We start from the raw sequence: 23,840 nt of genomic DNA on the forward strand, positions 1-23,840 counted from the left end.
ATCAGACCTTCCGTACGGGGGAGGACACCGCGAGCGCGGGGTCGCCGGTGCGGGACAGGACGGTGCGCAGGCGTTCGCGCAGCAGGCGCTTGAGGACCTTGCCCGTCACCCCCACGGGGAGTTCGGAGCGGTCGGCGGCCACCAGCAGGCCGCCGAGCGGTGCCAGACCCTCGCGGGCCAGGGCCGCGTTGCACGACGCGAGCAGCCGAGCCGCGTCGCGCTCCTCGCCGTCGGCGAACAGGACGACGGCCAGGGGGCGGGAATGCCCCGGGGAGTCGGGATCGTCGACCGCCACGACCGCCGTGTCCAGCGCCTGCGTCGCGAGCAGGACGACCTCCTCCGCGGGGAGGCTGTACACGGGTCCGCCGGCGGTGTGGATCACGTCGGGGGTGCGGTCGAGGTGGTACCAGGTGCCGTCGCTGTCGCGGCGCATGATGTCACCGGTGAGGAAGTACCCGTCGACCGTCGACTCCTCGGTGAGGTCGGGCTCGTCCAGGTAGCCGGCGGTGATGCTGGGTGTCCGCACCCCGAGCCGGCCGGCCTGCCCGTCGGGCAGTTCGCGGCCCTGTTCGTCGAATACGGCCGCCTTGCGCACCACCTTGGCGGGCAGGCCGATGTGGCGGGCGTACCGGGTCGTCTCGGGCGTGTAGGCCTGCTTGAACAGCACCATGCCCATCTCCGACGAGCCGAGTCCGTCGAGGTAGCGCGAGCCGTTCAGCACTTTGCCGTTCTCGGTGCGCCGGCCCAGCGCGATCAGCGGTCGGATGTGCCGCTCGTGGGAGGCGTCGCCCATGCCGTGCCAGGTGTGGAGGTGCCGGGCGGCCTCGGGGCTGATCTTCTCGGTGGGTATCTCGGCCAGGGTGAGCGGGAAGGCCAGCACGGTGGTGGGGTGGAACAGGTTCACCGCCCGCGCAACGGCCTCGCCGCTCGCGTCGTCCAGGATCAGTGTCGGGATGCCGAGCAGGATCGCCAGGCTGAGGTAGCTGATGCCCGCCGAGTGGCTGTGCGGCAGGGCCGTCAGCAGCCGGTCGGAGCGCAGAGAGGGGAAGGACCACAGCCGTTCCCGCTTGCCCGCGAAGAACGAACCGTGGTGGAACACCGGGGCCTTGGGCCGGCCGGTGGTGCCCGACGAGTGCGAGATCATGACCAGGTCTTCGGCGGTGTGCCGGTGCGGGAAACCGGGCATCGGCCGGGGCGGCAGCGGAGCGGTGACGGCGAGCGAGGCGATGTCCGCGACCTCGGGCGTGGTCTTCCCCGGCGCGTCCGCCTCCCAGGCGTCCGCGAGGCCCTTGAGCAGGTCGCCGTCACCCACCAGCACCGTGGTCCGGGTGCGCAGGAAGTACTCGGCGGCCGTCGCCGGGGCCATCCTGGGGTTGCAGTGCACGGCGGCGGCACCGAGCGACGTGATGGCGATGTGGTGGATCAGGCCGAGCAGCCCGTCGCGGGTGTGCAGGCCCACGTGGGCCCCGGGTCGCACCCCGCGCCCCCGGTACCAGTGGGCGTAACGGATCGCTGCGACGCGCACGTCGTCCAGGGACATCGCCTCCGGCGCGCCCGTCGCCCACTGGGGGGAGGACACGTCGGGGTGGAACAGCAGCGGACGGTCCCGGTCACGGGCGACGCGCCACGCGTGCCAGAAGAAATTCCCCGCCCCCAAATCCCGGTCGGTATGCAGGCGCAGGCGTTGCGCGACGGACCTGTGGGTGCCGGACAGGAACATAGGAATACCTCACACTCCGCAGTGATGCGCCGAATTCTTCGGTCACCGGTGAGACATCGCGGCCCGTGATACCCCAGCGGTTCGGTAAAGGTTCGTGGCGGAGTCTCCAACCGGCTGCTAAAGGGCCGATGGAAAGCCGTCCCGGCCGCCGATCTTGCTTCGTTCTTCAGAGCGGGTTGCGACGATCGCACCAGTTCGATCGAGAGAAGGCTGGAGGCCGCGTCGGATGGACGACCCGCTGACAACTCCGGTCGCCGTGGTCGGCGGCGGTCCGGTCGGATTGATGCTCGCGCTGTTGCTGGACCGGCAGGGAGTTCCCTGCGTGGTCCTCAACGCCCAGGCGGGCGTGCCCGATCAGCCGCGTGGCAGCACCCACAACGCGCGGACGATGGAGCACTACCGCACACTGGGACTGGCCGAGCGGATCCGCGGGCTCGGTCTTCCCGCCGGTCACTCGGCCGGCATCTCCTTCTTCACCCGCTACAACGCGCACGAACTGGCCCTGCTGCCCTGGCCGGGCAGCGGCGAGGTGCAGCGCCGACGGATCGCGGCCGACCGCACGGACCCGTCGCCGGAACCCATGCACCGGGCCAACCAGATGTACGTCGAGCGGCTGCTGCTCGACCACGCCCGCACCCGGCCGCGCATCACCCTGTGCTACGGCTGGACGGTCACCGCCCTGCGCGAGAGCGCGGAGCACGTCGACGTCGTGGCCGAACGCGAGGGCGCCCGGCGCCAGTTCCGGGCGGCATTCGTCGCGGGCTGCGACGGCGGCCACAGCCTGGTCCGACGCCACCTCGGCATCCGCTACGAGGGAGAGGGCACCCTCGACCAGGACATCCTCGGACGCCGCTCCACCGCCGCCCACCTGCGGGTGCCCACGCTGTACCGGGACTTCCTGCGGGATCGCGGCGCATGGAGCAACTGGGTCGTCAACGCGGACCTCGCGCTGAACCTGATCGCGCTCAACGGCGTGGACGAGTTCTTCCTGCTCACCAGCTCCGTCGATCCGGACACGGCGACCGACGCCGAGCTGGTGCGGCTGGTGCAGCGGGCGGCGGGCGAGCCCCTGCCGGTCGAGGTGCTCAGCCACCGGCCCTGGACCGCGGGCGCGGCGCTGGTCGCCGAGTCGTTCGGCACGGGCCGCATCCGCCTCGCCGGTGACGCCGCGCACCTGTTCACACCCAACGGTGGCTTCGGCATGAACACCGGTGTGGACGACGCCGCCAACCTCGCCTGGAAACTCGCGGCGGCCGTGCAGGGCTGGGCGGGCCCGGACCTCCTGGACACCTACGGCGTCGAGCGCCGGCCCATCGCCCTGCGCAACACCTCGGCGGCCCGGACCCTCGGCCAGGGACTCGGCGCCGTCGACCGGCCCGCCTGGCTGGAAGCGGACTCGGCGGCCGGCGAGGCCGCCCGGGCCAAGACCGGCGCGGAACTGGCCGAGTACGGGATGCGCACCCTGGACACCCTCGGGGTGCAGCTGGGCGCCCGCTACGACGGCTCCCCGATCGTCGCCGGGGACGGCCTGGGGCCGGTGCCCGACTCCTTCGCCGCGTACACGCCCTCCGCCGTGCCGGGCGGCCGTGCGCCCCACCTGTGGCTCGACGACCGCCGCACGGACGGCAGTTCGCTGTTCGACCGGTTCGGCCCCGGGTTCACGCTGCTACGGCTCGGCCCGCGTCCGCCGCGGACGGAACGGATCGAGGCCGCGGCCGGTGACCGGGGCGTTCCGCTGCGGACCCTGACGCTCGACGATCCGCTCGCGCGGGAAGTGTACGAACGTGATCTGGTGCTGATCCGCCCCGACCAGCACGTCGCCTGGCGGGCCGACCGGGAGCCCGGTGACCCCGGGGCGCTCCTGGCACAGGTCACCGGGTGGCCGCCCGAGACGGCGGCGAGACCCTCACCGGCCACGGCCCGCGGGCGGCGGTGACCGAACGCACAACAGGTCCCCGTGACGGGACCGGCAGACCTTGAACGACGGTAGAATCCGCGCGGATCGCGACGTTTGACCGGGTATTCCAGCGGGACGACCTTCCGCGGGCCCGCCCGGGCGACGATGGGGGAGTCACATGGAGTTTCGCGTTCTCGGCCCTTTGAATGTGTGCGACGACGACGGCCGCCACAGAACCCCGACCGCGCCGAAACAACGGCAACTGCTGTCGCTCCTGGCGCTCAACGCGAACCACGTCGTGTCGGTGGCGCAGATAGTCGAGGAGATATGGGAGTACCGTCCGCCGTCGAGCGCGGTCGCGGCGGTGCACACGTACGTCATGCAGTTGCGCCGCTTCCTGGACGGGGCCCGGCGCGGCCCGGGACGCACCCCCGGCCGGCTGCAGACCCGCGACCAGGGGTACCTGCTCAAGCTGAACGCCGGTGAACTGGATCTGGACCGCTACGAGCAGCAGGTGCGGGCCGCGCGCGCCACCCTTGACGCCGGCGAGTACGCCGAGGCCGCCGAGCAGTTACGCGCCGCCGAGATGATGTGGACGGGGCCGATGCTCGTCGACGTGCCCACCGGTCCGCTGCTCAGGGCCGCCATCGAGGTCGTCGAGCGTGATCGGCTCGATGCCGTTCCGCAGCGGCTCGGCGCCGAACTGCGCCTCGGCAGGCACCATGAGATCCTCGGCGAACTGACCGCGCTGGTGCATCAGTACGGCACGCACGAGGACCTTGTAGCGCACCTCATGCTCGCCCTGTACCGGTCGGGCCGGCAGGCCGACGCGTTGATGGCCTACCACCGGCTGCGGGCCCGGCTGCGGGAGGAACTCGGCACCAAGCCGTCGGCGCGGCTGCAACGCCTGCACACGCGCATGCTCTCCGGGGACCAACGGCTGGAGCCGCCCTCGAGCTCGCGCTCCAGGCAGTCGCTCAACCTGCTGGCCGAGCGTACTGTTTCCGCCCCCCGTGACCCGGTGGGCGACGACGGGCTGGTCCGGGTCTGACGGCCCCGCGGGGGAGCCGGCGGCGCGGGGGGCGCTGTCCGGCCCGCCGGTGGCACCCCGTGGCACACCCGGCGCACGCGGTGTTCCCGGACTGGCGGCTCAGCAGGTCGCCCAGCCGGCACCGAAGCACCACAACGGCCGCGCTGACATGAGGCACATCGCCTCGGCGCGGCCGTTGTGCGCACGGCAGTTCGGCGGGTGTGATCCCCATGCGGTCCGCGAGCCGGAGTGCAGTGCGAGGACGTCTACGGCTCTGTCACTTCCACGGACCCGAGGGCAGCGTCTTCGCACTGGTCGAGGCGGTCGGCCGACGGCTGTCGCGGAACCGTTCAGCCACCGGTTCGCACACGCCACGGCCGGGGCCGGACGGGTTCGCGCGCCGGTCGCGTCGTCCACGTGGACGGGGCGAGGCCGGCCGGGGCCTGTGCGCGGCGACCGGGGCCGTGCGGGCGTCGGTCCGGGCGGCGCGCGCCGCGGTCCGGGCGGTGCGCGCCGCGGTCCCGGCTCTGCGCGCGGCGGCCCGGGCCGGGGGCGCGGCGGCCGGGCAGGCAGATCAGGGCGCCCACCAGTGCCGGCCCCATCAGCAGGGCTGCCGCCCCGAACGCCTGCCCCGCCCCGGCGGCCACCCCGGTGCCACGGCCGCACACCGCCACCGCGAGCACCGTGCCCAGCGCGGTCCCGAACTGTCCCGCGCACTGCACCAGGCCCGCCGCCAGCCCCGCGCCGCTGCCCCGGAACCGGGCCAGCGCCACGACCTCGCACGACATCCAGATCAACGGCAGTCCCGCGCCGGCCAGGACCAGCCCCGGCAGCATGCCCGAGACGTACCCCGGGGCGTGCGAGCGGGCGGCCAGCGTCCACAGGCCCGCCCCCAGGAGCAGACAGCCGAGCGCGCACGGCAGGCGGGCACCGTACCGGGTGAGCAGCGCGCTGCAGGCCCGGCCCACGACGAAGATGCCCCCGACCATCGGGAGCAGGGCGACTCCGGCGGCCAGCGCACCGAACCCGTAGGTGTCGCGCAGCCGCATGCCGCCGAGGAAGGCGACGGGCGCGGCGGCCGTCGACACGAGCAGGACGCCGACCGCACCGCACACCAGGTTCCGGTCGCGGAGCAGGGACGGGGGCAGCAGCGGGTGGGGACATCTGCGTTGCCGGTGCGCGAAGAGGGCTGCCGGCGCCGACGCGGCGAGCGCGGCGTACGCCGTGTACCGGTCCGCGCCATGAGCGGCCAGGCGGACCAGGACGTACACGGCCGCGAGCAGAGCGCCGGTCAGCGCGGCGGCCCCGGCCAGGTCGAGGCGGGCGCCGCGGGCGCGGGGCGGATCTGGCAGCGGGGTGCGGCGCGACACCAGGAGGGCGACGACGATCACGGGGACGTTGAGCCAGAAGGCCCAGCGCCAGTCGAGGCCGCTGACCACGAGGCCCCCGCACAACACACCGGCCACCGAGCCGACGCCGCCCGCGCCCGCCCACAGCGCCAGGGCCCGGGCGCGCTGCTGCGGTGCGGCCGCCGTCACCAGGAGCGACATCGCGGCGGGCACGAGCACGGCCGCCGCCAGCGCCTGCCCGGCGCGGGCGGTGACGAGGAGCGGGCCGCTGGGGGCGGCGCCGCACAGGGCCGAGGCCACGGCGAAGGCGCCCATGCCGTGCAGGAACAGACGCCGGGCCCCGGCCAGGTCCGCCAGCCGGCCGCCCAGCAGCTGGAGTCCGCCCACCAGCAGCACGTAGATGTTGGTCACCCATTGCACGGCGTCGAGCGACATCGACAGGTCGCGCCGGATGTCGCTGAGGGCGAGTGTCACGATGCCGGAGTCGGCGTTGGCGAGCAGCGGAGCGAGGACGGCCAGGGCGAGCAGCCGGCGGTCCAGCGGGGGCGCTGCGCGGTCGCGTGTGCGAGCAGGGGCGGCCAAGGCCATGACGACTCCAGGGAGTTGACATCGATGCCGCCGCGCCGGCCCCGAAGCGGGGTGGACGGGAAGAAGCGGCCCGCGGCCTGCCGTTCGGATCGGCGCGGATCAGGCGGCGGGTCCTGGTGCGGGCGGGCACGGCGAAAGGGCCACGCGGAGTGGTGGCGGCCGGCGGTGACGCGGCAGGCGGCGGGCGGGCGAGCCCGGCGATCCGAACGAGTGGCGGCCCTGGGGCCGCGAGACGTCACGGCGGGCAGGACAGGAAAGGGGGATGACCGGGCGGGGCCCGCGGCAGGGCGCCCGCGGCGGCACCCGGGAACGAGCGGGAGGCGGCGAAGGCGCGCGGGAGCAGGCCGGGCGCCGCGGAGCTCCGCCGAAGGACGGCCGGGCCGCCGCGGACGGCCCGGCCGTCCTTCGGCGGAGCCGTCGCGGAGACGGATCCGGGAGCGGACGGAACTGCGGCGGTCCCCGGGGGCGCCTGAGGGTCAGCGGCAGGTCGCTCCAGGAGGCGACGGCCGCGCACAGCACTGCCGACGGCGCCGGCGGCCCGCGCGGATCAGGTCACCGCACGCCGCCGGCGGCCGTGGTGCGTCGTACGCCCGGCCGCAGTGCGGCGGCCGGGCACGGGCGGAGGGGCCGGGTTCGCCGGCCCTCCCGCACGGTGGTGCTCAGAGCTCCTTGAGGAGCCCGCCGTCCACGACGAACTCGGCACCCGTGGTGCTGCCGGAGCGCGGCGACGCCAGCAGCACGACGGCGTCGGCCACCTCCTGCGGCTCGACGAAGCGGCCCGTGGCCAGGTTCAGCATCTCGGGGACGACGCTGTTGATGACGTTGTCCTTGTCGGTGCCGGCCTGGGAGGCGATCATGTCGGCGACGCCGCCCTCGTCCGTCCACCACGGCGTGCGCACCACACCGGGGGACACCGTGTTCACGCGGATGCCCTGGGGCCCGAACTCGCCCGAGAGCACCTTGGTGACGTTGCTCAGGGCGGCCTTCGCGGCACCGTAGTCGACGTTGATCGGCGAGGGCTGCCGGGCGTTGCCGGAGGAGATGTTCACGATCGCGCCGCCGCCGCGCTCCAGCAGGTGCGGGATGGCGGCACGGATGGCACGCACGGCCGAGAACAGGTTGAACTCGAACATGGCACGCCACTCCTCGTCGGAGGCGTGCAGGAACGAGCCGCGCGGCAGGGTCACGCCGGGGGGCGGGCCGCCCGCGTTGTTCACCAGGATGTCGAGCCCGCCGAACTGCTCCACGGCGCGGGCGACGACCTGCGCCGGCGCGTCCTCGTCCATGAAGTCGGCCGAGACGTGCACGAGGTTCGGGCCGGCCAGCGCATCCAGCTCCGGGGTGCTCTTGCGGGACGTGGCCACGACCTTGGCGCCCTCTTCGAGGAGCGTGCGGACGATGGCCAGGCCGATGCCCTTGGAGGCGCCGGTGACGACGGCGACCCGGCCGGAAAGCTGCAGATCCATAAGGTTCCTTCTCGATGGTCGGCCCCGCCCTGAGGTGGGGGAGGAGCGCGGTGCGATGTGCTCTCGTCATGGGAAACACCGCAGTGCCCGAAGGTGTTGCAGGCGATGTTCACCGGACCGGCGGGATCAGCGGTGCCAGCGCATGACCTCCTCCGGAAGCTCCTCCAGCTCCGCGATCTCGGACGGCTTGCGGTCCATGTACCGCGGGTCGCACCCCTGGTGCCCCAGCAGCCGGGCGATCGGGGCCAGCACGGTGAACAGGGCGCGCTGCAGCGCCCAGGGGGGCGAGGTGAACCGCACCACGTCACCGAACTCCAGCGTGGTCACCGCCTGCTGCAGCAGCCGGGGCATGCCCTCGGGCGTGGTCTTGCCGTCCTGCGCGAGCCCGAAGAGCTGGCGCAGCACCAACTGCTCGAAGCGGTCGCTGTTCTTGCGCACCTCGCAGATGTGGAAGGCCTGTTCACCACTGCAGTTCCACCAGCGGTGCCTGATGCCGGGCTGGATGAGCACGCTCTGCCCGGGCTTGTCGAGGGTCACCTGACGCCCGCCGATCAGGAAGGCGACCTTGCCCCGCACCAGCGTGAAGCGTTCCTCGCTCACCGGGTGCAGATGCTCTCCCGACACGGCGCCGCCGGGCTCGGAGTACACGTCCATCACGGTGCGCTCCCCGCCCGTGTGCGAGGACGGCGTCCTGATCACGACCCGCTCCCTGCACCGCGGGTTCTCGTACACCTCACCGACGCTGACCGTCACCGGCCCCGCCTCCTTCCACCATGGCGAATTCAGCCTGGACTCCGATGGTGGCGACCGGTGGGCCGTCCGACACTCCCCATCTTGCGGTCGTATCCCGGAATCCGCCGTTCAGGGATTCGACCGCAAGATCCGGGGTGTTTTCCGCGATGGCTGATTCGTACTGTCGCGGCGCAGGTGAACGCGTGAAGCGGTGCGCCGAAAATGGCGAGAACGGGAGACGTAGAGTGCGCGACAACAGTGGGATAGGCCGCAGGCGGTTCTTCACGACCGCGGCGGCCCTGGGCGGCACGGCCGCCGTGGGCGGAGCCTTCGCCGGGCAGGCGGCGGCAGCGGAGCAGGAGGCCGCGACCGTCACGTTCGCCCCGGTGACGGTGACGCCGGCGGACGCCCAGTACGGCGAGCTCGTGCACGGCATGAACAACCGGTACGTCGGCAACCCCGAGGCCGTCCAGATCGTGGACGACGTCTCCCAGGTGGCGGGCGTGGTGCAGGCCGCCGTCACCGCCGGCAAACGTCTGACCGTGCGCTCCGGCGGCCACTGCCTGGAGGACTTCGTCTTCAACCCCGAGGTCCAGGTGGTGCTCGATCTGTCACAGCTCAACAAGGTGTACTACGACGCCGGACGGCGCGCGTTCGCCGTGGAGACGGGCGCCCAGCTCCTGGACGTCTACACCCTGCTCTACCAGGTGTACGGCGTCACCGTGCCCGGCGGCATCTGCTACTCCGTGGCGGCCGGCGGCCACGTCAGCGGCGGCGGCTGGGGCCTGCTGTGCCGCCAGCTCGGCCTGATCATCGACTACCTGTGCGCCGTCGAGGTGGTCGTGGTCGGTGCCGACGGCAAGGTGCGCACCGTCGTGGCGACCAACGATCCGGGCGATCCCAACCGCGAACTGTGGTGGGCCCACGCGGGCGGCGGCGGTGGCAACTTCGGTGTCGTCACGCGCTATTGGTTCCGCACACCCGGTGCCACCGGCACCGACCCGAAGAAGCTGCTGCCCAAGCCGCCCCGCGAGGTGTACCTGGTGGCGCAGGCCTGGCCGTGGGAGACCATGACGGAGGCGAAGTTCTCCCGGCTGGCCCAGAACTACGCGCGCTGGTTCACCGCGCACAGCGCCCCGGGCGTCCCCGAACTGGCCCTGGCCAGCTTCCTCGTGCTGACCCACAAGTCCGCCGGCCAGATCGCCATGGTCACCCAGGTCGACGCGACCGCTCCCGACGCCCGCCGGCTCCTCGACGGTTACCTGGCCGCGATCGGCGACGGCGTCGACGTGCCGACCGTGGCCGTCACCCGCCAGTTCGCCGAGTTCGGCCCGATGGCGAGCTACGCCGAACCCCGCAAGCTGCCGTGGCTGGAGGCCACCCGTTACCTCGGCACCACCAACACCAACCTCACCGACCCGACCTACCGGCAGGAGTACAAGTCCGCGTACATGCGCGCGGCCTTCCCCGACCGCCAGCTCGCGGCGCTGTACAAGCACCTGACGCGCACGGACGTCACCCTGCCCGGCGCCTCCATCACCCTCAGCTCCTACGGCGGTGAGGTCAACCGGCTCGCCCCGTCGGCCACCGGCTATCCGCACCGCGAGTCGTTCTTCAAGATGATGTGGATGTCCCTGTGGAACGACCCCGCCGAGGACGCCGCCTACATCGCCTGGAACCGGCAGTGCTACGCGGAGGTCTACGCCGACACCGGCGGTGTTCCCGTGCCCAACGACGTCACCGACGGCTGCTACGTCAACTACCCGGACAACGACCTGAACGACCCGAAGTACAACACGTCGTCGACGCCCTGGCACGCCCTCTACTACAAGGGCAACTACCCGCGCCTGCAGCAGGTGAAGAAGAAGTACGACCCGACGAACTTCTTCCGCCACGCCCAGTCCGTCCGCCTGCCCTGACTCACGCGTGAAGGCCGCCCCGGGAGGACCGGGGCGGCCTTCACGCGCGCGTGGTGCGGAACTCAGCGCTTGACGGCGAACGTCAGGCCGTCCGCGTAGGGGATCAGGCTCAGCTCCACCCGCTCGTCGTGCAGCAGCCGCGGGTTGAAGGCGCGCAGCGCCTGCGTCTCGGAGTCCTGGACGGACTCGTCGAGCAGGGCACCGTGCCACAGCACGTTGTCGACGACGACGAGACCGCCGGGGCGCAGCAGCTCGAGTGCGAACTCGTAGTACGCCGTGTAGTTCTCCTTGTCCGCGTCGATGAAGACGAAGTCGAACGTGCCGGCGGCGTTCTCCTCCTTCAGCAGCCGCTCGAGGGAGGCCCGGGCGTCGCCTATGCGCAGGTCGACCTTGTCCGCGACGCCGGCCCGCTTGCAGTAGTCGAGCGCCATGGCGCCCCACTCCTCGTTGATGTCCAGCCCCACCACGCGGCCGTCGGCGGGCAGCGCGAGTGCCGTCGACAGCAGGCTGTAACCGGTGAACACGCCGACCTCGAGAGTCCGCCGGGCCCCGGTCGCCTTGAGCAGAGTCCGCATGAACTGACCCTGCTCCGGCGAGATCTGCATCAGGTGCAGGGGAAGCTGCGAGGTCTCCTCGCGCAGCTGTCGCAACAGGTCGGGCTCGCGCAGCGAGACATCGGCGACGTAGTCCTGGAGTGCGTCGGTCAACTCGACCTGGAGTCTCATGATTGGCCACCTCGTGTCGGTTACTCGAATCCGAGAAGGAATTACAGGCGCCCGCACGCACCGGTGTCAATCATTTCCGCTCTCCTGGATATTGCGCAGAAATGCCCTCCGTCGCCCTCGATCGATCCTTCAGCGGCCACCGGCACAATGCCCCTCAGAGAGCGCCGAATTCGAGGGCTCATTTTCTTTTCGAGGAGTGTCGATGGGCGACAGTCAACGCCGCTTTCGTGACTGCCTCGGCCGGTTCGCCACGGGCGTCACCGTGGTCACCGTCGAACACGGCGGCGGCGTGCACGGTGCCACGGTGGGCTCGTTCACCTCCGTCTCCCTCGACCCCCCGCTGGTGATGGTGTCCCTGGACCGGCGCAGCCGGATGTGCGACCTGCTCACGGGCGCGTCGTCGTTCGGCGTGAACATCCTCGCCGCACACCAGCAGGACCTGGCCCTGCACTTCGCGGGCCGGCCACTGCCCGCGGACACTCCCGTGGCCTGGGACCCCGACGCGGCGGGGCCGCGCCTGGCCGGCTGCGCCGCCCACCTCGACTGTGTGCCCTGGGCCGCGTACGACGGGGGCGACCACGTGCTGCACATCGGGCAGGTGCGCACCTTCACGACGTGGGACGCCGAGCCGCTGGTCTTCCATGGCGGTGCCTTCCGCCTCCTGGACACCGCGCCCGGCCACCACGCGTGGGCGGGCACCCTCGACGGACCGGCGGACGGCGCCTGGTCGTCGGGAACCGCGGCGCTCCACATCCCCCTGGGTCACTGACCGCCACGACCGGACAAGGACACACCATGACGCTGCAGCAGGGCGAGGCCTCCGCCTCCGCACCGGCTCCCCGCACCACCCGCCCCCTGACCGGCGACGAGTACCTGGAGAGCCTGCGCGACGACCGCGAGGTCTACATCTACGGCGAACGCGTCGAGGACGTCACCAAGCACCCGGCGTTCGCCAACCCCGCCCGGATGACGGCCCGCCTGTACGACGCGCTGCACGACCCGGCCCGCCGCGACGTGCTGACCACCCGCACCGACACCGGGAGCGACGGGTACACCCACAAGTTCTTCCGCACCCCGCGCAGCGTCCAGGACGTCGTGGAGGACCGTGAGGCGATCGCCGAGTGGGCCCGCCTCACCTACGGCTGGATGGGCCGCAGCCCGGACTACAAGGCGGCCTTCCTCGGCACCCTCGGCGCCAACTCCGACTACTACGCGCCCTTCCAGGACAACGCACGGCGCTGGTACCGCGAGTCCCAGGAGAAGGTGCTGTTCTGGAACCACGCGATCATCCACCCGCCCGTCGACCGCCACCGCCCGTCCGAAGAGGTCAAGGACGTCTTCGTGCACGTGGAGAAGGAGACCGACGCCGGGCTCGTCGTCAGCGGCGCCAAGGTCGTGGCCACCGGCTCGGCCATCACGCACTACAACTTCATCTCGCACTACGGACTGCCGCTGAAGGAGAAAGAGTTCGCGCTCGTCGCGACCATCCCGATGGGCGCGCCGGGCCTGAAGCTGATCTGCCGTCCCTCCTACGCCGCGACCGCCGCCGTCATGGGCAGCCCCTTCGACTACCCGCTCTCCTCGCGCCTGGACGAGAACGACACCATCTTCGTCCTCGACAAGGTCCTCATCCCCTGGGAGAACGTCTTCCTCTACGGCGACGTCGACCAGGTCAACGGGTTCGCCCCGAAGTCCGGCTTCATCCCGCGCCTGACCTTCCACGGCTGCATCCGCCTCGCCGTGAAGATCGACTTCATCGCCGGGCTGCTCGCCAAGGCCGTCGAGATGACCGGCACCAAGGACTTCCGCGGCATCCAGGCCCGAATCGGCGAGGTGCTCGCCTGGCGCAACATGTTCTGGGCCCTGACCGACGCCGCCGCCCGCAACCCCGAGGAGTGGAAGGACGGGTCCCTGCTGCCGCGCCTGGAGTACGGCATGGCCTACCGCTGGTTCATGACCATCGGCTACCCGCGCATCAAGGAGATCATCGAGCAGGACGTCGCCAGCGGCCTGATCTACGTCAACTCCAGCGCCGAGGACTTCAAGAACCCCGAGGTGCGTCCCTACCTCGACAAGTACGTGCGCGGCTCCAACGGCTACGACGCCGTCAGCCGCGTCAAGCTGATGAAGCTGCTGTGGGACGCGGTCGGCACCGAGTTCGGCGGCCGGCACGAGCTGTACGAACGCAACTACTCCGGCAACCACGAGTCGGTGCGCAGCGACATCTTCATGACCCAGATGGAGACCGGCCAGCTCGACGCGTACAAGGGCTTCGCCGAACAGTGCCTCCAGGAGTACGACCTCGACGGGTGGACGGTTCCCGACCTCGACTCGTTCCAGGGGCTGCGCAGCGCCAGGAAGAACTTCTGGCACTGACATGACCTCCGTTCCCCTCTCGGTGCGGCGGCGGCCGGGTCCGGCCCTCGCCGCCCTCTTCCTGGCCACCTTCGTCATGGGCAGCGCCGAGCTCGTCGTCGTCGGCCTGCTGAAGCTCGTCGCGGGGGACCTCGCCGTGTCCGTGGACACGGCGGGCACCCTGGTCACCGCGTACGCGCTGGGCATCTGTGCCGGCGGTCCGCTGCTGACGGCGCTCACCATCCGGGTCCGGCGCCGCACCCTGGTGTGGACGTCCCTGGCCGGCTACGTGGCCGGCAATCTGCTGGCCGCCCTGGCCCCGGCCTTCGGTACGCTGCTCGCGGCCCGGGCCGTCACCGGGGCACTGCAGGGCCTTTTCCTCGGTACGGCGTTCACGGTGGCGGCCGCCCTGGTGCCGCCGGAGCGGACCGGGCGCGCGATCTCCGTGGTGTTCGGCGGTATCGCCGTCTCCACGGCGCTCGGGGTCCCGCTCGGCACCCTGGCGGCCCAGCACCTGGGCTGGCGCGCGGCGTTCACGGCCATCGTGGTCCTCGGGACGGTGGCGCTGCTGGCGGCGGCGGTGTGCGTCCCGCCGGTCGACGGCTCGGGCACGGGCGGCCTGTGGGCGCAGTCCCGGCATGCGCTGGCGCCCCGGGTGCTGGCCGTGCTCGGGGTCGGATTCCTGCTGCTGGGAGGCCAGTTCGCGGCGTTCACCTACATCACGCCGTTCCTGGAGGACGTCACGGGGGTGTCCGGCACCTGGCTGACCGTCTTCCTCTTCGCCTACGGGGCCGCGACGGCTGCCGGCACCTTCGTGGGCGGGTGGGCAGCGGACCGGGACGCGGCGCGCACGCTCGTCGCGGCGAACCTCGCCCTGGTCGTGGCGTTGGCGGTCCTGCACGTCGCCGGCGCCTCCCGGGTCCTGGTGGCTCTCGCCCTCGTGCTGTGGGGGGTGGTCGGGTTCGGCCTGGTCCCCTCGCTGCAGTACCGGGTCGGGCTGCTGGCCGGCCCCGGACGCGACCTCGCCGCGACGCTGCCGGCGTCCGCGGTCAACGCGGGTATCGCGGTAGGGGCGGTGGCCGGTGGCGCGGCCGTCTCGCACGGCGGTGCGACGGACGCGGTGCTCACCGGGCTGCTGGTGTGCGCGGCGGCGCTGCCCGCGACCTGGGCATCGGGACGGTTGCGCCCGGCGGTGGCCGGGCAGCAGGCGGCCGCCGCCGGGGCGGAGTCCCGCTCCCCGGGCTGAGCTCAGCCGCGGCCGGCGGTGCCGGGGGCGGGTTCGGTCAGCACGGGCAGACCGGAGTGCCGGCCCGGCCGGTGGCGGAGAGGGGCCGGGCCGCCCGCGGGGGTCCCGTGCAGTGCGGCCGGGTGGCTCGTGGAGGTGCGCGGCCGCCGGCACCGCGACCGCCGGCACGGCGACCGTCGTGCCGGGCGCTGTCCCTGGACGCGGCCGCGCGTGAGCCCGGGCCGGCCCGGGCCGACGGCCGCCTTCCCAGCGGGTTCCGTCAGCCTTGCGGCGCCGGGCACGGGTACTCCGGTCCGGTGTGCACCGATGTCCGGCGGTCGCGCCTCGGCCCGGGTCACCTGCTCGGGACGGCCGACGCGGGCACCGTGCGCCGTACCCGCACCGCCGCCGTCGGCACGGCCCGCCGAACCCGCACGGCGAGCGCGGAACGCCGTATGCGCAGGGGCAGTTCACGGCCGAGCTGCGGCGGCTCCGCCTCGCGCACGGCCGCGGCGACGGCGGCGGCGAAGTCGTCGTCCGCAGGCAGGAGGCGGGCCTGCCGGAACATGGTGTGGAGCCGGCTGAGCAGACCCGGCACCTCGTCTCCCGTCAGCACCCCGCACACGCCCTTGTCCGTCGCCGCGACCAGCACCGGCCCCAGCGACGAGCCCGCCACCGAGTACCGGATGTCCGTGCCGTCGCCGCCCGCCCGGTACGCCTTCGGGGTCATGCCCAGGATCTCCGGCGCCGCCGCGTAGAAGTGACCGCCGGAGTTGAACCCAGAGCTGTACATGGCGTCGGCGATCGTCCCGGACAGCGGCAGGGCCTCGCGCACCCGGCGGGCACGCGCCGCCGCCAGATAGGCGTGCGGCGTGATGCCGGTGAACGACTTGAACAGGCGGTGGAAGTGGAAGCGGCTGTAGCCGACCTTGCGGGCCAGCTCGTCCAGACTCGGCGGCAGCGGCGCCTCGTCGATGATCCGGCAGGCGAGGGCCACCGCCTCGGCCGCCGCGGCGTGCCGGTCGGAGTCGTCGGGGCAGCAGCGACGGCACGGGCGGTAGCCCTCGGCCCGGGCGGCCTCAGGGGTCGGGAAGAAGCGGACGTTCTCCCGCAGGGCCAGCTTCACCGTGCACGACGGGCGGCTGTACACGCCGGTCGTGGTGACCACGTAGCAGAAGTGGCCGTCCGCGCGGGCGTCCCGGTCCCGCACGGCCTGCCAGCGTGCCTCGTCACAGGTGTACAGCGTTGCGGCGGTCGTCGTCACGGTCATGCTCCGTGCCTTCCATTTCCTCTGGGAGGTCGTTTCTCATGGCTCTCGCGGCGGATGGCTCCGCAGGCGGAGGGGATGCGTCCGGGGGGCGGTGCGGTGCGGGGCGGGGCGGTGCGGGTAGGGGCGGAGGCCGGCGCCCGGCGGGTGGTCACGATGCGCCGTCGCGACGGATCGCCACCGGACCGCCGCCACCGGACCGCCGCGATCGGACCACCGTGAGCGGATCCGGCCGCAGCCGGCCCACGGACATGGGGTCGCCGGACAGGGAGTCGCCGGCCCGGCAGCCCCTCCCGGGCCCCGACTCCGCCGACGCACGGAACCCCGCCGTCGCGGGGGTGCCGCCCGCGCGGGTCCCGCCGTGTTCGCGCGCTCAGGACGAAGGGTGCCCGCCACCGCGTCGCCAGCCCGGGCACTGAGCCGTCCGAGCGGGCCTTCGCCGTCCCGGCCGCAGTTCTCGGCCGCGGGCGGCTCACCAGCTGATGCAGCGGCACGCCCCTGGCGGGTGCGTCCGGTGCCGGCGCAGGACGCCACGGTCCCGCACGGCCTTGCCGTTGGCGGTGCGGGGCAGCTCCCGCAGCAGGTGGTAGCGGTCCGGCGCCGGCGCCCCGCCGAGGAACCGGCGGCACCAGGAACGCAGGTCCTCGCCGTCCAGTTCCGCACTGCTCGCCACATGCGCCTCGATCGGGCCGACCCCGAGGACCACCGCGTCCGTGATGTGCCGGTGGGCCCGCAGAACCGACTCGATGCGCAGCAGGTCGACCGAGGCGTCGCCGACACCCTGGACCCGCCCGCGCAGACGCAGAGCACCGGTCCGGGGATCACACGTGACCAGGTCACGGGTGGACATCCAGCCGCCCGTCCAGGGCGTGTCGTCGTACAGATACGGGGACTCGGGGACGTGCACCTCCAGCACCCCGCCGACCACCCGGGTACGGGCGCCGGGCACCGGAACGCCGACGACGGCCGGGCCGAAGCGGCCGGTGAGGTCGGCGGCGACGAGGCCCGTCTCGGTCGTGCCGTAGGCCTGGCCGACGCGCACCCCGTGGCGGCCGTGGAACATCGCGGGGATCTCGGGCGGCAGGGCGTCGCCGCTCGACACGGCCAGCCGGAGGTGCGGCAGCTCTCCGGGCTCGGCCCGGGCCAGCGGGCGGAAGTGGTGCGGATTGCCCAGCACCACGTGCGCGTCGGCAGCCGCCCGCACGGTCGCCGCCGCCGTGCGGGCCACCGGCAGCACCACGGTGGCGCCCACCGCGAGGGAGTGGAGCACCCCACCGATCAGCCCGAACGAGTGCGTGAGCGGCTCCAGCACGGCCACCCGCTCACCGTGGCGCGGCACGCCGTCCACGGCGGCGACCCGGTCCAGTTCCGCCAGGAGCGACCGCGGACTCCTGCCGACCGCCTTGGGACGCCCGGTGGTTCCGGAAGAGAACTGCACGAGGCAGTGCCCGCCGGCCCCCGGACGGCCGCCGGAGTGGCGGCGCACCAGCACCTCGCACTCGTCGACGAAGGCGTCGGGCCGGCCGCGGCCCTCGCCGAGCGACACCGAGAACTGCGTCGGCTGCGCCCCGGGCGGGACATCCCGTGCCCACCGGCCGGGCGGTGTCTCCCTCAGCACCACCTGGGCGCCGAGCGACCACAGCGCGAACAGCGTCCACGGGTAAGTGAAACTCGCGTTGGCGTACAGGGCGACCGTGCTGTGCGCGCGGATGCCGTGCTGCTCCAGCACATCGGCCAGCCACGCCGTCTCGCGGCGCATCCTGCCGAACGTGACCTCGCGCTCCGCGGCACGTGCCCACACCATGTCGTCGGCGTGGCGGCCGAGTAGTTCGGCACCCCACCAGGACCGTTGCGTCATCGCCTCCACCGGACTCCTCGCCGCGGCGCCGGGGCCGCGACGAGAGCGGCCCCGAACGCCTGTCGCCTACTTCTCGACGCAGAACTCGCCGACCGGCCAGCCCACGTGGCGCTTGTCGGTGGCCACATGACCCAGCAACTGGTCGCCCTTCTTCAGCTCCGTCACGTTCAGCACCGCCGCGCCGGGGCCGAGCACCCGCACGTGCCAGTCGTCCTGCACGATCAGGCTGACCTCCACGCCCTCCGGCGACACGGCCTTGATGCCGAGCAGCGGGCGGGACTCCAGCTTGATGCGGCCCACCACGATGCGGCGGGTGCGGCCGTCGGCGCCGACGGCGAGCACCGGACTGCCGGCCTTGAGCTCGCTCAGGTAGTTGGTGCGGTTGTCCGCCCCGAACACGTAGCTGTGCAGCGCGCCCGCGTTGATGCGGAACGGCCGGGTCGGCATGTACGGCAGCGGGTGCGTCTCGCTCACGCACAGCACGAAGCCGTGCGCGTAGGAGCCGACCAGCATGCCCTCGTCCTTCTCGAAGTGCGTGCACGTGTCGATGCAGACCCGGTCACCGAGGCCGAGGTGCTCGATCGACTCCACGGTGAGCGTCTGAAGCTGCAGGTCCGGGGTCTTCACCCGCAACATCTCCACCAGCGCGAAGACGTCGTTGGCGGAGCGCGGGGCCACCAGGACGCCCTCGGAGCCCTTCTCCAGGACGTCGACGATGATCTGCGCCTCCTCGATGTCGGAAGCCTGGCAGATCAGCTGTCCCGGCGAGGCGTCCGCGGCGGCGATCACGATCTCCAGCGGGATCTTCGTCGGGTCCTTGAACTCCACCACTGTGAAGGGGAGTTCCCGTGCGGCCTCACAGGCGAGCTTCAGGGTGGGGTCGTCGACGACGTTGACCCAGGCGGCGGTGTCCTTCTCACCGGCGCGGTGCAGGCTCTCCAGCGCGCCGAGGCTGTCGACGTCGACGACCTCGCGCAGCACGATCAGGTCCTCCGGGGCCTCCTCGCCGAGGCGCGCGCCCGGCGCGAGGACGCGCTTGACGGTGTTCGGCAGCAGGGCGAGGCGCTCCGGGTCGCTGTCGACGATGCCGTCGACCCGGGCGTGGATCGCGGCGTCGACGACCGCCTCGCGGTGTTCGGCGGGCACGGTCCGGAGGTCGATCCAGGCAAACTTCACAACACACCTGCCATCTCGGTCTGCGGCGCGGGCTCGGACGTGAGCTCGCGGCGGTGAATGATTGAGGCCAGTTCCCGGACCGCCTTCTCGGGCGACGGGCTGGTGAACACCCGGCGTCCGACAGCGAGTCCGGCACAACCCAGGTCCATGGCGGTGACCGCGAACTCGTACAGGTTGCGTTCGGTGGAGCCGCCGCCCGCCACCACCACCGGCAGCGGCGAGGAGGCGATCACCTCTTCCATGCGCTCCGGCGGGGCGACGAGCACCGTCTTGACGATGTCGACGCCCAGATCCGCGGCGATGTTGACCACATGGGCGACGAGCGTCGGGTCGGTCGGATCGGTCACACGGGGACCCCGCGGATAGATCATGGCCATGAGCGGCATGCCGAAGCGGTCGCAGGCCGCGGCCACGGCGCCGAGGTCGGCGAGTTGTTCCGCCTCGGTGTCGGAGCCGATGTTCACGTGCACGCTGACCGCGTCCGCGCCCAGCCGGACCGCCTCTTCCACGTCACCGACCAGCACCTTGGCGTTGACGTCGGGTCCGTGCGCGGTGCTCGCGCTCAGATGCACCACCAGGGAGCATCGCGTGAGCAGCGCCGGCGCGATCATGCGGGCCCTGCCCTTGTGGACGACGACACCGTCGGCGCCGCCGTCCGCGATGGAGCGGACCAGGTCGCCGAATGCGGCGGCGGTGGCCACGGGCCCGTCGGACACGGAGTGGTCCAGCGGCACAAACAGGAACCGGCCGTCTCCCGGCCGGGACAATCGTGCCAGGCGCACCGACTTACCGGTGAGCGGCATGCTCGACATGACACCCCTCCTCGTTCCTGGTCACAGGGTTCGGGTGGGATTCCGCTGCGGGTCCCGGGCTGAACTGTCGCAGTGGCCTCTGAAGAATCGAGCCAGGTGTCCCGCGCCGAGCACGCCGCAAGATGCGGAGTGCGGCGACCGCCGCAGGATGCCTAGCGTCGGCGGCATCCGCGTGTGATCCGCACGCGACAGCGGGAGGGGAGGCCCCATGACGCACGGCAGGCGACAGGTGAGCAGACGGGGGGTGCTCGCGGCGAGCGCCGGGATCGGCGGCGGCGTGCTGCTGCCCGCCGGGCAGGCGGTGGCCCAGCCGCAGGAGCTGGTGACCGTCACCCCGGGCGACGCGCGCTACCCGGACCTCGTCCGGGGCTGGAACCAGCGCTACATCGGCCGGCCCGAGGCGGTCCACGTTCCGCGCTCGACCGCCCAGGTCGCCACCGCCGTGCGGCAGGCGGTCCGGGCCGGCAAGCGGCTCACGGTGCGCAGCGGCGGACACTGCTGGGAGGACTTCGTCTTCAGTCCCGACGTCCAAGTGGTCATCGACATGTCGGCGATGCGGGACGTGGACTTCGACCCGTCCATGAACGCCTTCATGGTGCAGCCGGGCGCCCAGCTCCTCGACGTCTACGAGCGCCTGTACCGCACCTGGGGAGTCATCGTGCCGGCCGGCATGTGCTTCCAGGTCGGGGCGGGCGGCCACGTCAGCGGCGGCGGCTGGGGACTGCTGTGCCGCCGGCTCGGCCTGGTGGTGGACCACCTGTACGCGGTCGAGGTCGTCGTGGTGAACGCTGACGGCACGGTGCGCACCGTGGTCGCCACCCGCGAGGACGACGACCCGAACCGGGACCTGTGGTGGGCGCACACCGGCGGGGGCGGTGGCAACTTCGGCGTCGTGACCCGCTACTGGTTCCGCACCCCCGGCGCGAGCGGCACGGACCCGGCCCGGCTGCTGCCGGCCCCTCCGCCGGAGGTCCTGGTCAGCGCCGTCTCCTGGAAATGGGCCGACCTGGACGAGCGGTCCTTCACGCGGCTGGTCCGCAACTACGCCGACTGGCACGTGCGGCACGCCGCCCCGGGCGACCCGGCGACCGCCGTGTGCAGCCTGCTCTCCCTCAACCACGTCTCCAACGGAGCCGTCGGCCTGATCACGCACGTCGACGCGAGCGTGCCCGGCGCGGCCCGGCTGCACGACGAGTTCCTCGCGGCGGTCACCGACGGCGTCACCGTCGCGCACGGTCCGGTCACCACGCGGATGGGTGAGCTGGCCGCGCTGCCGGACCTGGCCGCCCCGCGCCGCCTTCCCTGGCTGCAGGCGGCCCGCTACCTCGGCACGGCCAACCCCACCACCAACGACCCGACCCAGAAGAGCGACTTCAAGTCGGCGTACATGAAGGCCGGTTTCCCGCAGCGCCAACTGGCCGCGCTTTACCGTCACCTGACCCGCACGGACATCGGCAACCCGACCGGCTCGGTCATGCTCAGCTCCTTCGCCGGCCAGGTCTCGGCCGTCGCCCAGGACGCCACGGCGAGCGCCCACCGGGACGCCGCGTACAAGCTGGCCTGGATGATCTGGTGGGACGACCCGGCCGACGAGAAGGACTGCGTACGCTGGCTGCGCGAGTTCTACGCCGACATGTACGCCGACACCGGCGGCGTCCCGGTCCCCGGCGCGGTCACCGACGGCTGCTACGTCAACTACCCCGACGCCGACCTCGGCTCGCCGGAGTTCAACCGTTCGGGCACGCCCTGGCACGACCTGTACTACAAGGGCAACTACCGGCGCCTCCAGCGCATCAAGCAGGCGTACGACCCCGGCAACGTCTTCCGGCACCGGCAGTCCGTGCGGCTGCCGGGCAGCTGAGCCGGCACCGTCGTGCAACCCGTCGGCGCGGGCCGGTGTTCCTCCTGACGTACAGCATCCGAACGAACGCCCAGAGTGCCGTCAACCACCGCAGGAGCCCCCATGCCGAACAGCCCAGCCGTGGACACTCAGGTCGCCGTCGTCGGCGGCGGGCCCGTCGGCATGCTGCTCGCCCGGGAACTGGCCCTGCTGGGCGTGCGCGTCACCGTCCTGGAGAAGCTGCCCGCGCCGACCGGTGAGTCGAAGGCGGGGACACTGCATGCCCGCACCGCGCAGACCCTGCACCGGCGCGGACTCCTCGAGGCCGTGCAGCCCGGCCCGCCTGCCCCGCCGGTGGGCCGGGGCCCCGTGCCGTTCCACTTCTCGGGCATGTTCGACCTCGACCTGAGCCGGGTCGTCACCGAGGGCCCCGTCATGGTGGGCAGCCCGCAGGCATGGGCCCAGGAGGTGTTCGCGGCCGAAGCCGAACGGCTCGGCGCGCGCATCCGGCGCGACCGCGAACTCGTCGGCCTCGACGAGGAAGCGGACGCGATGCGCCTGACCGTACGCGATTCCCGAGGCGTCACGGACACACTGCGTGCCTCCTGGGTGGTCGGCGCCGACGGCGCCCGCAGCGCCGTGCGCAGACTGACCGGCATCCCGTTCACCGGCACGCCCGCCCGCGTCGGCGCCCTGATCGGCGAGGTCCGCCTGCTGGACCCGGCGCAGGTACCGCAGGGCTGGCAGCGCAACCCGCGGGGCTGGACCCTCGTGTGGCTCAACCTGTTCGGACGCAGCCGGGTCTGCACCTACGACTTCCGCGGCCCGCACCCGGACCGGCAGGCGCCCGTGACCCTGGACGAGTTCCGGGCGGAGGTGGAGCGGATCGCGGGCCACCCGGTACCGATGGACTCACCGAGCTGGCTCACCCGGTTCAGCGACGCCGCCCTGCAGGCCGAGCACTACCGCGTCGGCCGGGTCCTGCTGGCCGGCGACGCCGCGCACGTCCACTTCCCGGCCGGCGGCCAGGGCGTCAACCTCGGCCTTCAGGACGCCGTCAACCTGGGCTGGAAACTCGCCGCCGAGGTGCACGGCTGGGCGCCGGCCGGACTGCTCGACACGTACGAGACCGAGCGGGCGCCCATCGCCGAGGCGGTCCTGGAGAACGTGCGCGCCCAGGTGGCTCTGATGGACCCCGACCCCCGCATGGACTCGCTGCGCACCCTGTTCGCCCGGATGATGCACTTCGACGACGTCAACCAGTACCTCGGCGGCATGATCAGCGGAGTCGACGTCCACTACGACACCGGTCGCGCGGGCGACCCGCTGGCCGGCCGCTTCGCCCCCGACGTGCTGCTGAAGACCGGCGACTCGGTCACCGGCCTTTCCGAACTCCTGCACAGCGCACGGCCGTTGTTGCTGCTGCTGGCCGACTCGGAAGACCTGCTCAAAGCCGTCGAGCCGTGGCGCTTCCGGGTGAACGTGGTGACGGCGACCGCGACCGAGCAGATGGGCACGGACGCCCTGCTGGTGCGGCCCGACGGATACATCGCCTGGTCGGCCCGCGGCGACGCCGGGGACGCGGACACCCTGACCGGGGCGCTGGGGTGCTGGTTCGGGGATCCCGAGTAGGCAGCGCGGCCCGTACGGCGCCGTTGCGGCCGCCGTACGGGCCCCGCCACCCGGCGGGGCGCTCGTTCAGTAGCGGTAGTGGTCCGCCTTGTAGGGGCCGTCGACGTCGACGCCGATGTACGCGGCCTGTTCCGGGCGCAGCGTGGTGAGCTTGACGCCGAGGGCGTCGAGGTGGAGGCGGGCGACCTTCTCGTCGAGGTGCTTGGGCAGCACGTAGACGCCGGTCGGGTACTCGGACTGCTTGGTGAA

Annotated in this window: 18 protein-coding genes; 8 read left to right on the top strand and 10 right to left on the bottom strand. The window is 72.6% G+C overall.

The window, feature by feature from the left end; genetic code table 11:
* Position 1: 1 nt before the first annotated feature.
* Positions 2-1,657 carry a class I adenylate-forming enzyme family protein gene (locus tag ACZ67Q_RS03970; protein ID WP_471175895.1) on the bottom strand — a complete coding sequence of 552 codons (1,656 nt, stop codon included), beginning with the start codon at positions 1,655-1,657 and terminating at the stop codon, positions 2-4.
* 289 nt (positions 1,658-1,946) lie between these two features.
* Here ACZ67Q_RS03970 and ACZ67Q_RS03975 point away from each other — a divergent pair, with 289 nt between their 5' ends.
* Positions 1,947-3,656 (top strand): FAD-dependent monooxygenase, encoded by a 1,710-nt coding sequence (locus tag ACZ67Q_RS03975; RefSeq protein WP_471175897.1) that lies wholly within the window; start codon positions 1,947-1,949, stop codon positions 3,654-3,656.
* 139 nt (positions 3,657-3,795) lie between these two features.
* Positions 3,796-4,668 (top strand): AfsR/SARP family transcriptional regulator, encoded by an 873-nt coding sequence (locus ACZ67Q_RS03980; RefSeq protein WP_471175899.1) that lies wholly within the window; start codon positions 3,796-3,798, stop codon positions 4,666-4,668.
* 329 nt (positions 4,669-4,997) lie between these two features.
* On the opposite strand, the gene ACZ67Q_RS03985 is transcribed toward ACZ67Q_RS03980, so the two are convergent.
* From ACZ67Q_RS03985 to ACZ67Q_RS03995, 3 genes are all read right to left on the bottom strand, one after another.
* Positions 4,998-6,584, bottom strand: a complete 1,587-nt coding sequence (locus tag ACZ67Q_RS03985; protein ID WP_471175902.1) for an MFS transporter — start codon at positions 6,582-6,584, stop codon at positions 4,998-5,000.
* 659 nt (positions 6,585-7,243) lie between these two features.
* A complete protein-coding gene (locus ACZ67Q_RS03990; RefSeq protein WP_471175905.1) occupies positions 7,244-8,050 on the bottom strand; it encodes an SDR family NAD(P)-dependent oxidoreductase in 807 nt (268 codons plus the stop codon).
* Between the two features lie 126 nt (positions 8,051-8,176).
* Complete coding sequence (locus tag ACZ67Q_RS03995; protein WP_363266128.1) at positions 8,177-8,803, bottom strand: cupin domain-containing protein; 627 nt, start codon at positions 8,801-8,803, stop codon at positions 8,177-8,179.
* 224 nt (positions 8,804-9,027) lie between these two features.
* On the opposite strand from ACZ67Q_RS03995, the gene ACZ67Q_RS04000 reads away from it, so the two are divergent.
* Complete coding sequence (locus ACZ67Q_RS04000) at positions 9,028-10,701, top strand: FAD-binding oxidoreductase (protein WP_471175907.1); 1,674 nt, start codon at positions 9,028-9,030, stop codon at positions 10,699-10,701.
* A 62-nt stretch (positions 10,702-10,763) separates the two neighbouring features.
* On the opposite strand, the gene ACZ67Q_RS04005 is transcribed toward ACZ67Q_RS04000, so the two are convergent.
* A complete protein-coding gene (locus tag ACZ67Q_RS04005) occupies positions 10,764-11,426 on the bottom strand; it encodes a class I SAM-dependent methyltransferase (RefSeq protein ID WP_471175910.1) in 663 nt (220 codons plus the stop codon).
* 202 nt (positions 11,427-11,628) lie between these two features.
* On the opposite strand from ACZ67Q_RS04005, the gene ACZ67Q_RS04010 reads away from it, so the two are divergent.
* The 3 genes from ACZ67Q_RS04010 to ACZ67Q_RS04020 are packed head-to-tail and all read left to right on the top strand — an operon-like array spanning position 11,629 to position 15,027.
* Positions 11,629-12,195 (top strand): flavin reductase family protein, encoded by a 567-nt coding sequence (locus ACZ67Q_RS04010; RefSeq protein WP_471175913.1) that lies wholly within the window; start codon positions 11,629-11,631, stop codon positions 12,193-12,195.
* Positions 12,196-12,221: 26 nt separating this feature from the next.
* Positions 12,222-13,802, top strand: a complete 1,581-nt coding sequence (locus tag ACZ67Q_RS04015; RefSeq protein ID WP_471175916.1) for a 4-hydroxyphenylacetate 3-hydroxylase family protein — start codon at positions 12,222-12,224, stop codon at positions 13,800-13,802.
* A gap of 1 nt (position 13,803) precedes the next feature.
* Positions 13,804-15,027, top strand: coding sequence for an MFS transporter (locus ACZ67Q_RS04020; RefSeq protein ID WP_471175918.1), 1,224 nt, complete (start codon positions 13,804-13,806; stop codon positions 15,025-15,027).
* 334 nt (positions 15,028-15,361) lie between these two features.
* On the opposite strand, the gene ACZ67Q_RS04025 is transcribed toward ACZ67Q_RS04020, so the two are convergent.
* The 4 genes from ACZ67Q_RS04025 to ACZ67Q_RS04040 form a co-directional block, all read right to left on the bottom strand.
* Complete coding sequence (locus ACZ67Q_RS04025) at positions 15,362-16,276, bottom strand: bifunctional transcriptional activator/DNA repair enzyme AdaA (protein ID WP_471175921.1); 915 nt, start codon at positions 16,274-16,276, stop codon at positions 15,362-15,364.
* 469 nt (positions 16,277-16,745) lie between these two features.
* Positions 16,746-18,131 carry a class I adenylate-forming enzyme family protein gene (locus ACZ67Q_RS04030; protein WP_471175924.1) on the bottom strand — a complete coding sequence of 462 codons (1,386 nt, stop codon included), beginning with the start codon at positions 18,129-18,131 and terminating at the stop codon, positions 16,746-16,748.
* Positions 18,132-18,197: 66 nt separating this feature from the next.
* Complete coding sequence (locus ACZ67Q_RS04035) at positions 18,198-19,307, bottom strand: 3-dehydroquinate synthase II family protein (RefSeq protein ID WP_471175927.1); 1,110 nt, start codon at positions 19,305-19,307, stop codon at positions 18,198-18,200.
* Positions 19,304-20,110, bottom strand: a complete 807-nt coding sequence (locus tag ACZ67Q_RS04040) for a 2-amino-3,7-dideoxy-D-threo-hept-6-ulosonate synthase (protein WP_471176049.1) — start codon at positions 20,108-20,110, stop codon at positions 19,304-19,306. Before ACZ67Q_RS04040 ends, ACZ67Q_RS04035 begins: the two co-directional genes overlap by 4 nt.
* Before the next feature lie 217 nt (positions 20,111-20,327).
* Here ACZ67Q_RS04040 and ACZ67Q_RS04045 point away from each other — a divergent pair, with 217 nt between their 5' ends.
* Positions 20,328-21,980, top strand: coding sequence for an FAD-binding oxidoreductase (locus ACZ67Q_RS04045; RefSeq protein WP_471175930.1), 1,653 nt, complete (start codon positions 20,328-20,330; stop codon positions 21,978-21,980).
* A 102-nt stretch (positions 21,981-22,082) separates the two neighbouring features.
* Complete coding sequence (locus tag ACZ67Q_RS04050) at positions 22,083-23,591, top strand: FAD-dependent monooxygenase (protein ID WP_471175932.1); 1,509 nt, start codon at positions 22,083-22,085, stop codon at positions 23,589-23,591.
* A 66-nt stretch (positions 23,592-23,657) separates the two neighbouring features.
* Here the strand turns inward: ACZ67Q_RS04050 and ACZ67Q_RS04055 are convergent.
* Positions 23,658-23,840: adenosylhomocysteinase (locus ACZ67Q_RS04055; protein WP_471175935.1), on the bottom strand; the 183-nt coding region annotated here is incomplete at its 5' end.

It is taken from the genome of Streptomyces sp. NPDC036813, from assembly GCF_055609245.1.

Excerpts from the sequence above, each read along its gene's own strand:
- ACZ67Q_RS04025 (WP_471175921.1), bottom strand. The coding sequence starts at position 16,276 with ATGACCGTGACGACGACCGCCGCAACGCTGTACACCTGTGACGAGGCA.
- ACZ67Q_RS04040 (WP_471176049.1), bottom strand. The coding sequence starts at position 20,110 with ATGCCGCTCACCGGTAAGTCGGTGCGCCTGGCACGATTGTCCCGGCCG.
- ACZ67Q_RS04030 (WP_471175924.1), bottom strand. The coding sequence starts at position 18,131 with ATGACGCAACGGTCCTGGTGGGGTGCCGAACTACTCGGCCGCCACGCC.
- ACZ67Q_RS04005 (WP_471175910.1), bottom strand. The coding sequence starts at position 11,426 with ATGAGACTCCAGGTCGAGTTGACCGACGCACTCCAGGACTACGTCGCC.
- ACZ67Q_RS04015 (WP_471175916.1), top strand. The coding sequence starts at position 12,222 with ATGACGCTGCAGCAGGGCGAGGCCTCCGCCTCCGCACCGGCTCCCCGC.
- ACZ67Q_RS03990 (WP_471175905.1), bottom strand. The coding sequence starts at position 8,050 with ATGGATCTGCAGCTTTCCGGCCGGGTCGCCGTCGTCACCGGCGCCTCC.
- ACZ67Q_RS04050 (WP_471175932.1), top strand. The coding sequence starts at position 22,083 with ATGCCGAACAGCCCAGCCGTGGACACTCAGGTCGCCGTCGTCGGCGGC.
- ACZ67Q_RS03985 (WP_471175902.1), bottom strand. The coding sequence starts at position 6,584 with ATGGCCTTGGCCGCCCCTGCTCGCACACGCGACCGCGCAGCGCCCCCG.
- ACZ67Q_RS04010 (WP_471175913.1), top strand. The coding sequence starts at position 11,629 with ATGGGCGACAGTCAACGCCGCTTTCGTGACTGCCTCGGCCGGTTCGCC.
- ACZ67Q_RS04045 (WP_471175930.1), top strand. The coding sequence starts at position 20,328 with ATGACGCACGGCAGGCGACAGGTGAGCAGACGGGGGGTGCTCGCGGCG.
- ACZ67Q_RS03975 (WP_471175897.1), top strand. The coding sequence starts at position 1,947 with ATGGACGACCCGCTGACAACTCCGGTCGCCGTGGTCGGCGGCGGTCCG.
- ACZ67Q_RS04020 (WP_471175918.1), top strand. The coding sequence starts at position 13,804 with ATGACCTCCGTTCCCCTCTCGGTGCGGCGGCGGCCGGGTCCGGCCCTC.
- ACZ67Q_RS03980 (WP_471175899.1), top strand. The coding sequence starts at position 3,796 with ATGGAGTTTCGCGTTCTCGGCCCTTTGAATGTGTGCGACGACGACGGC.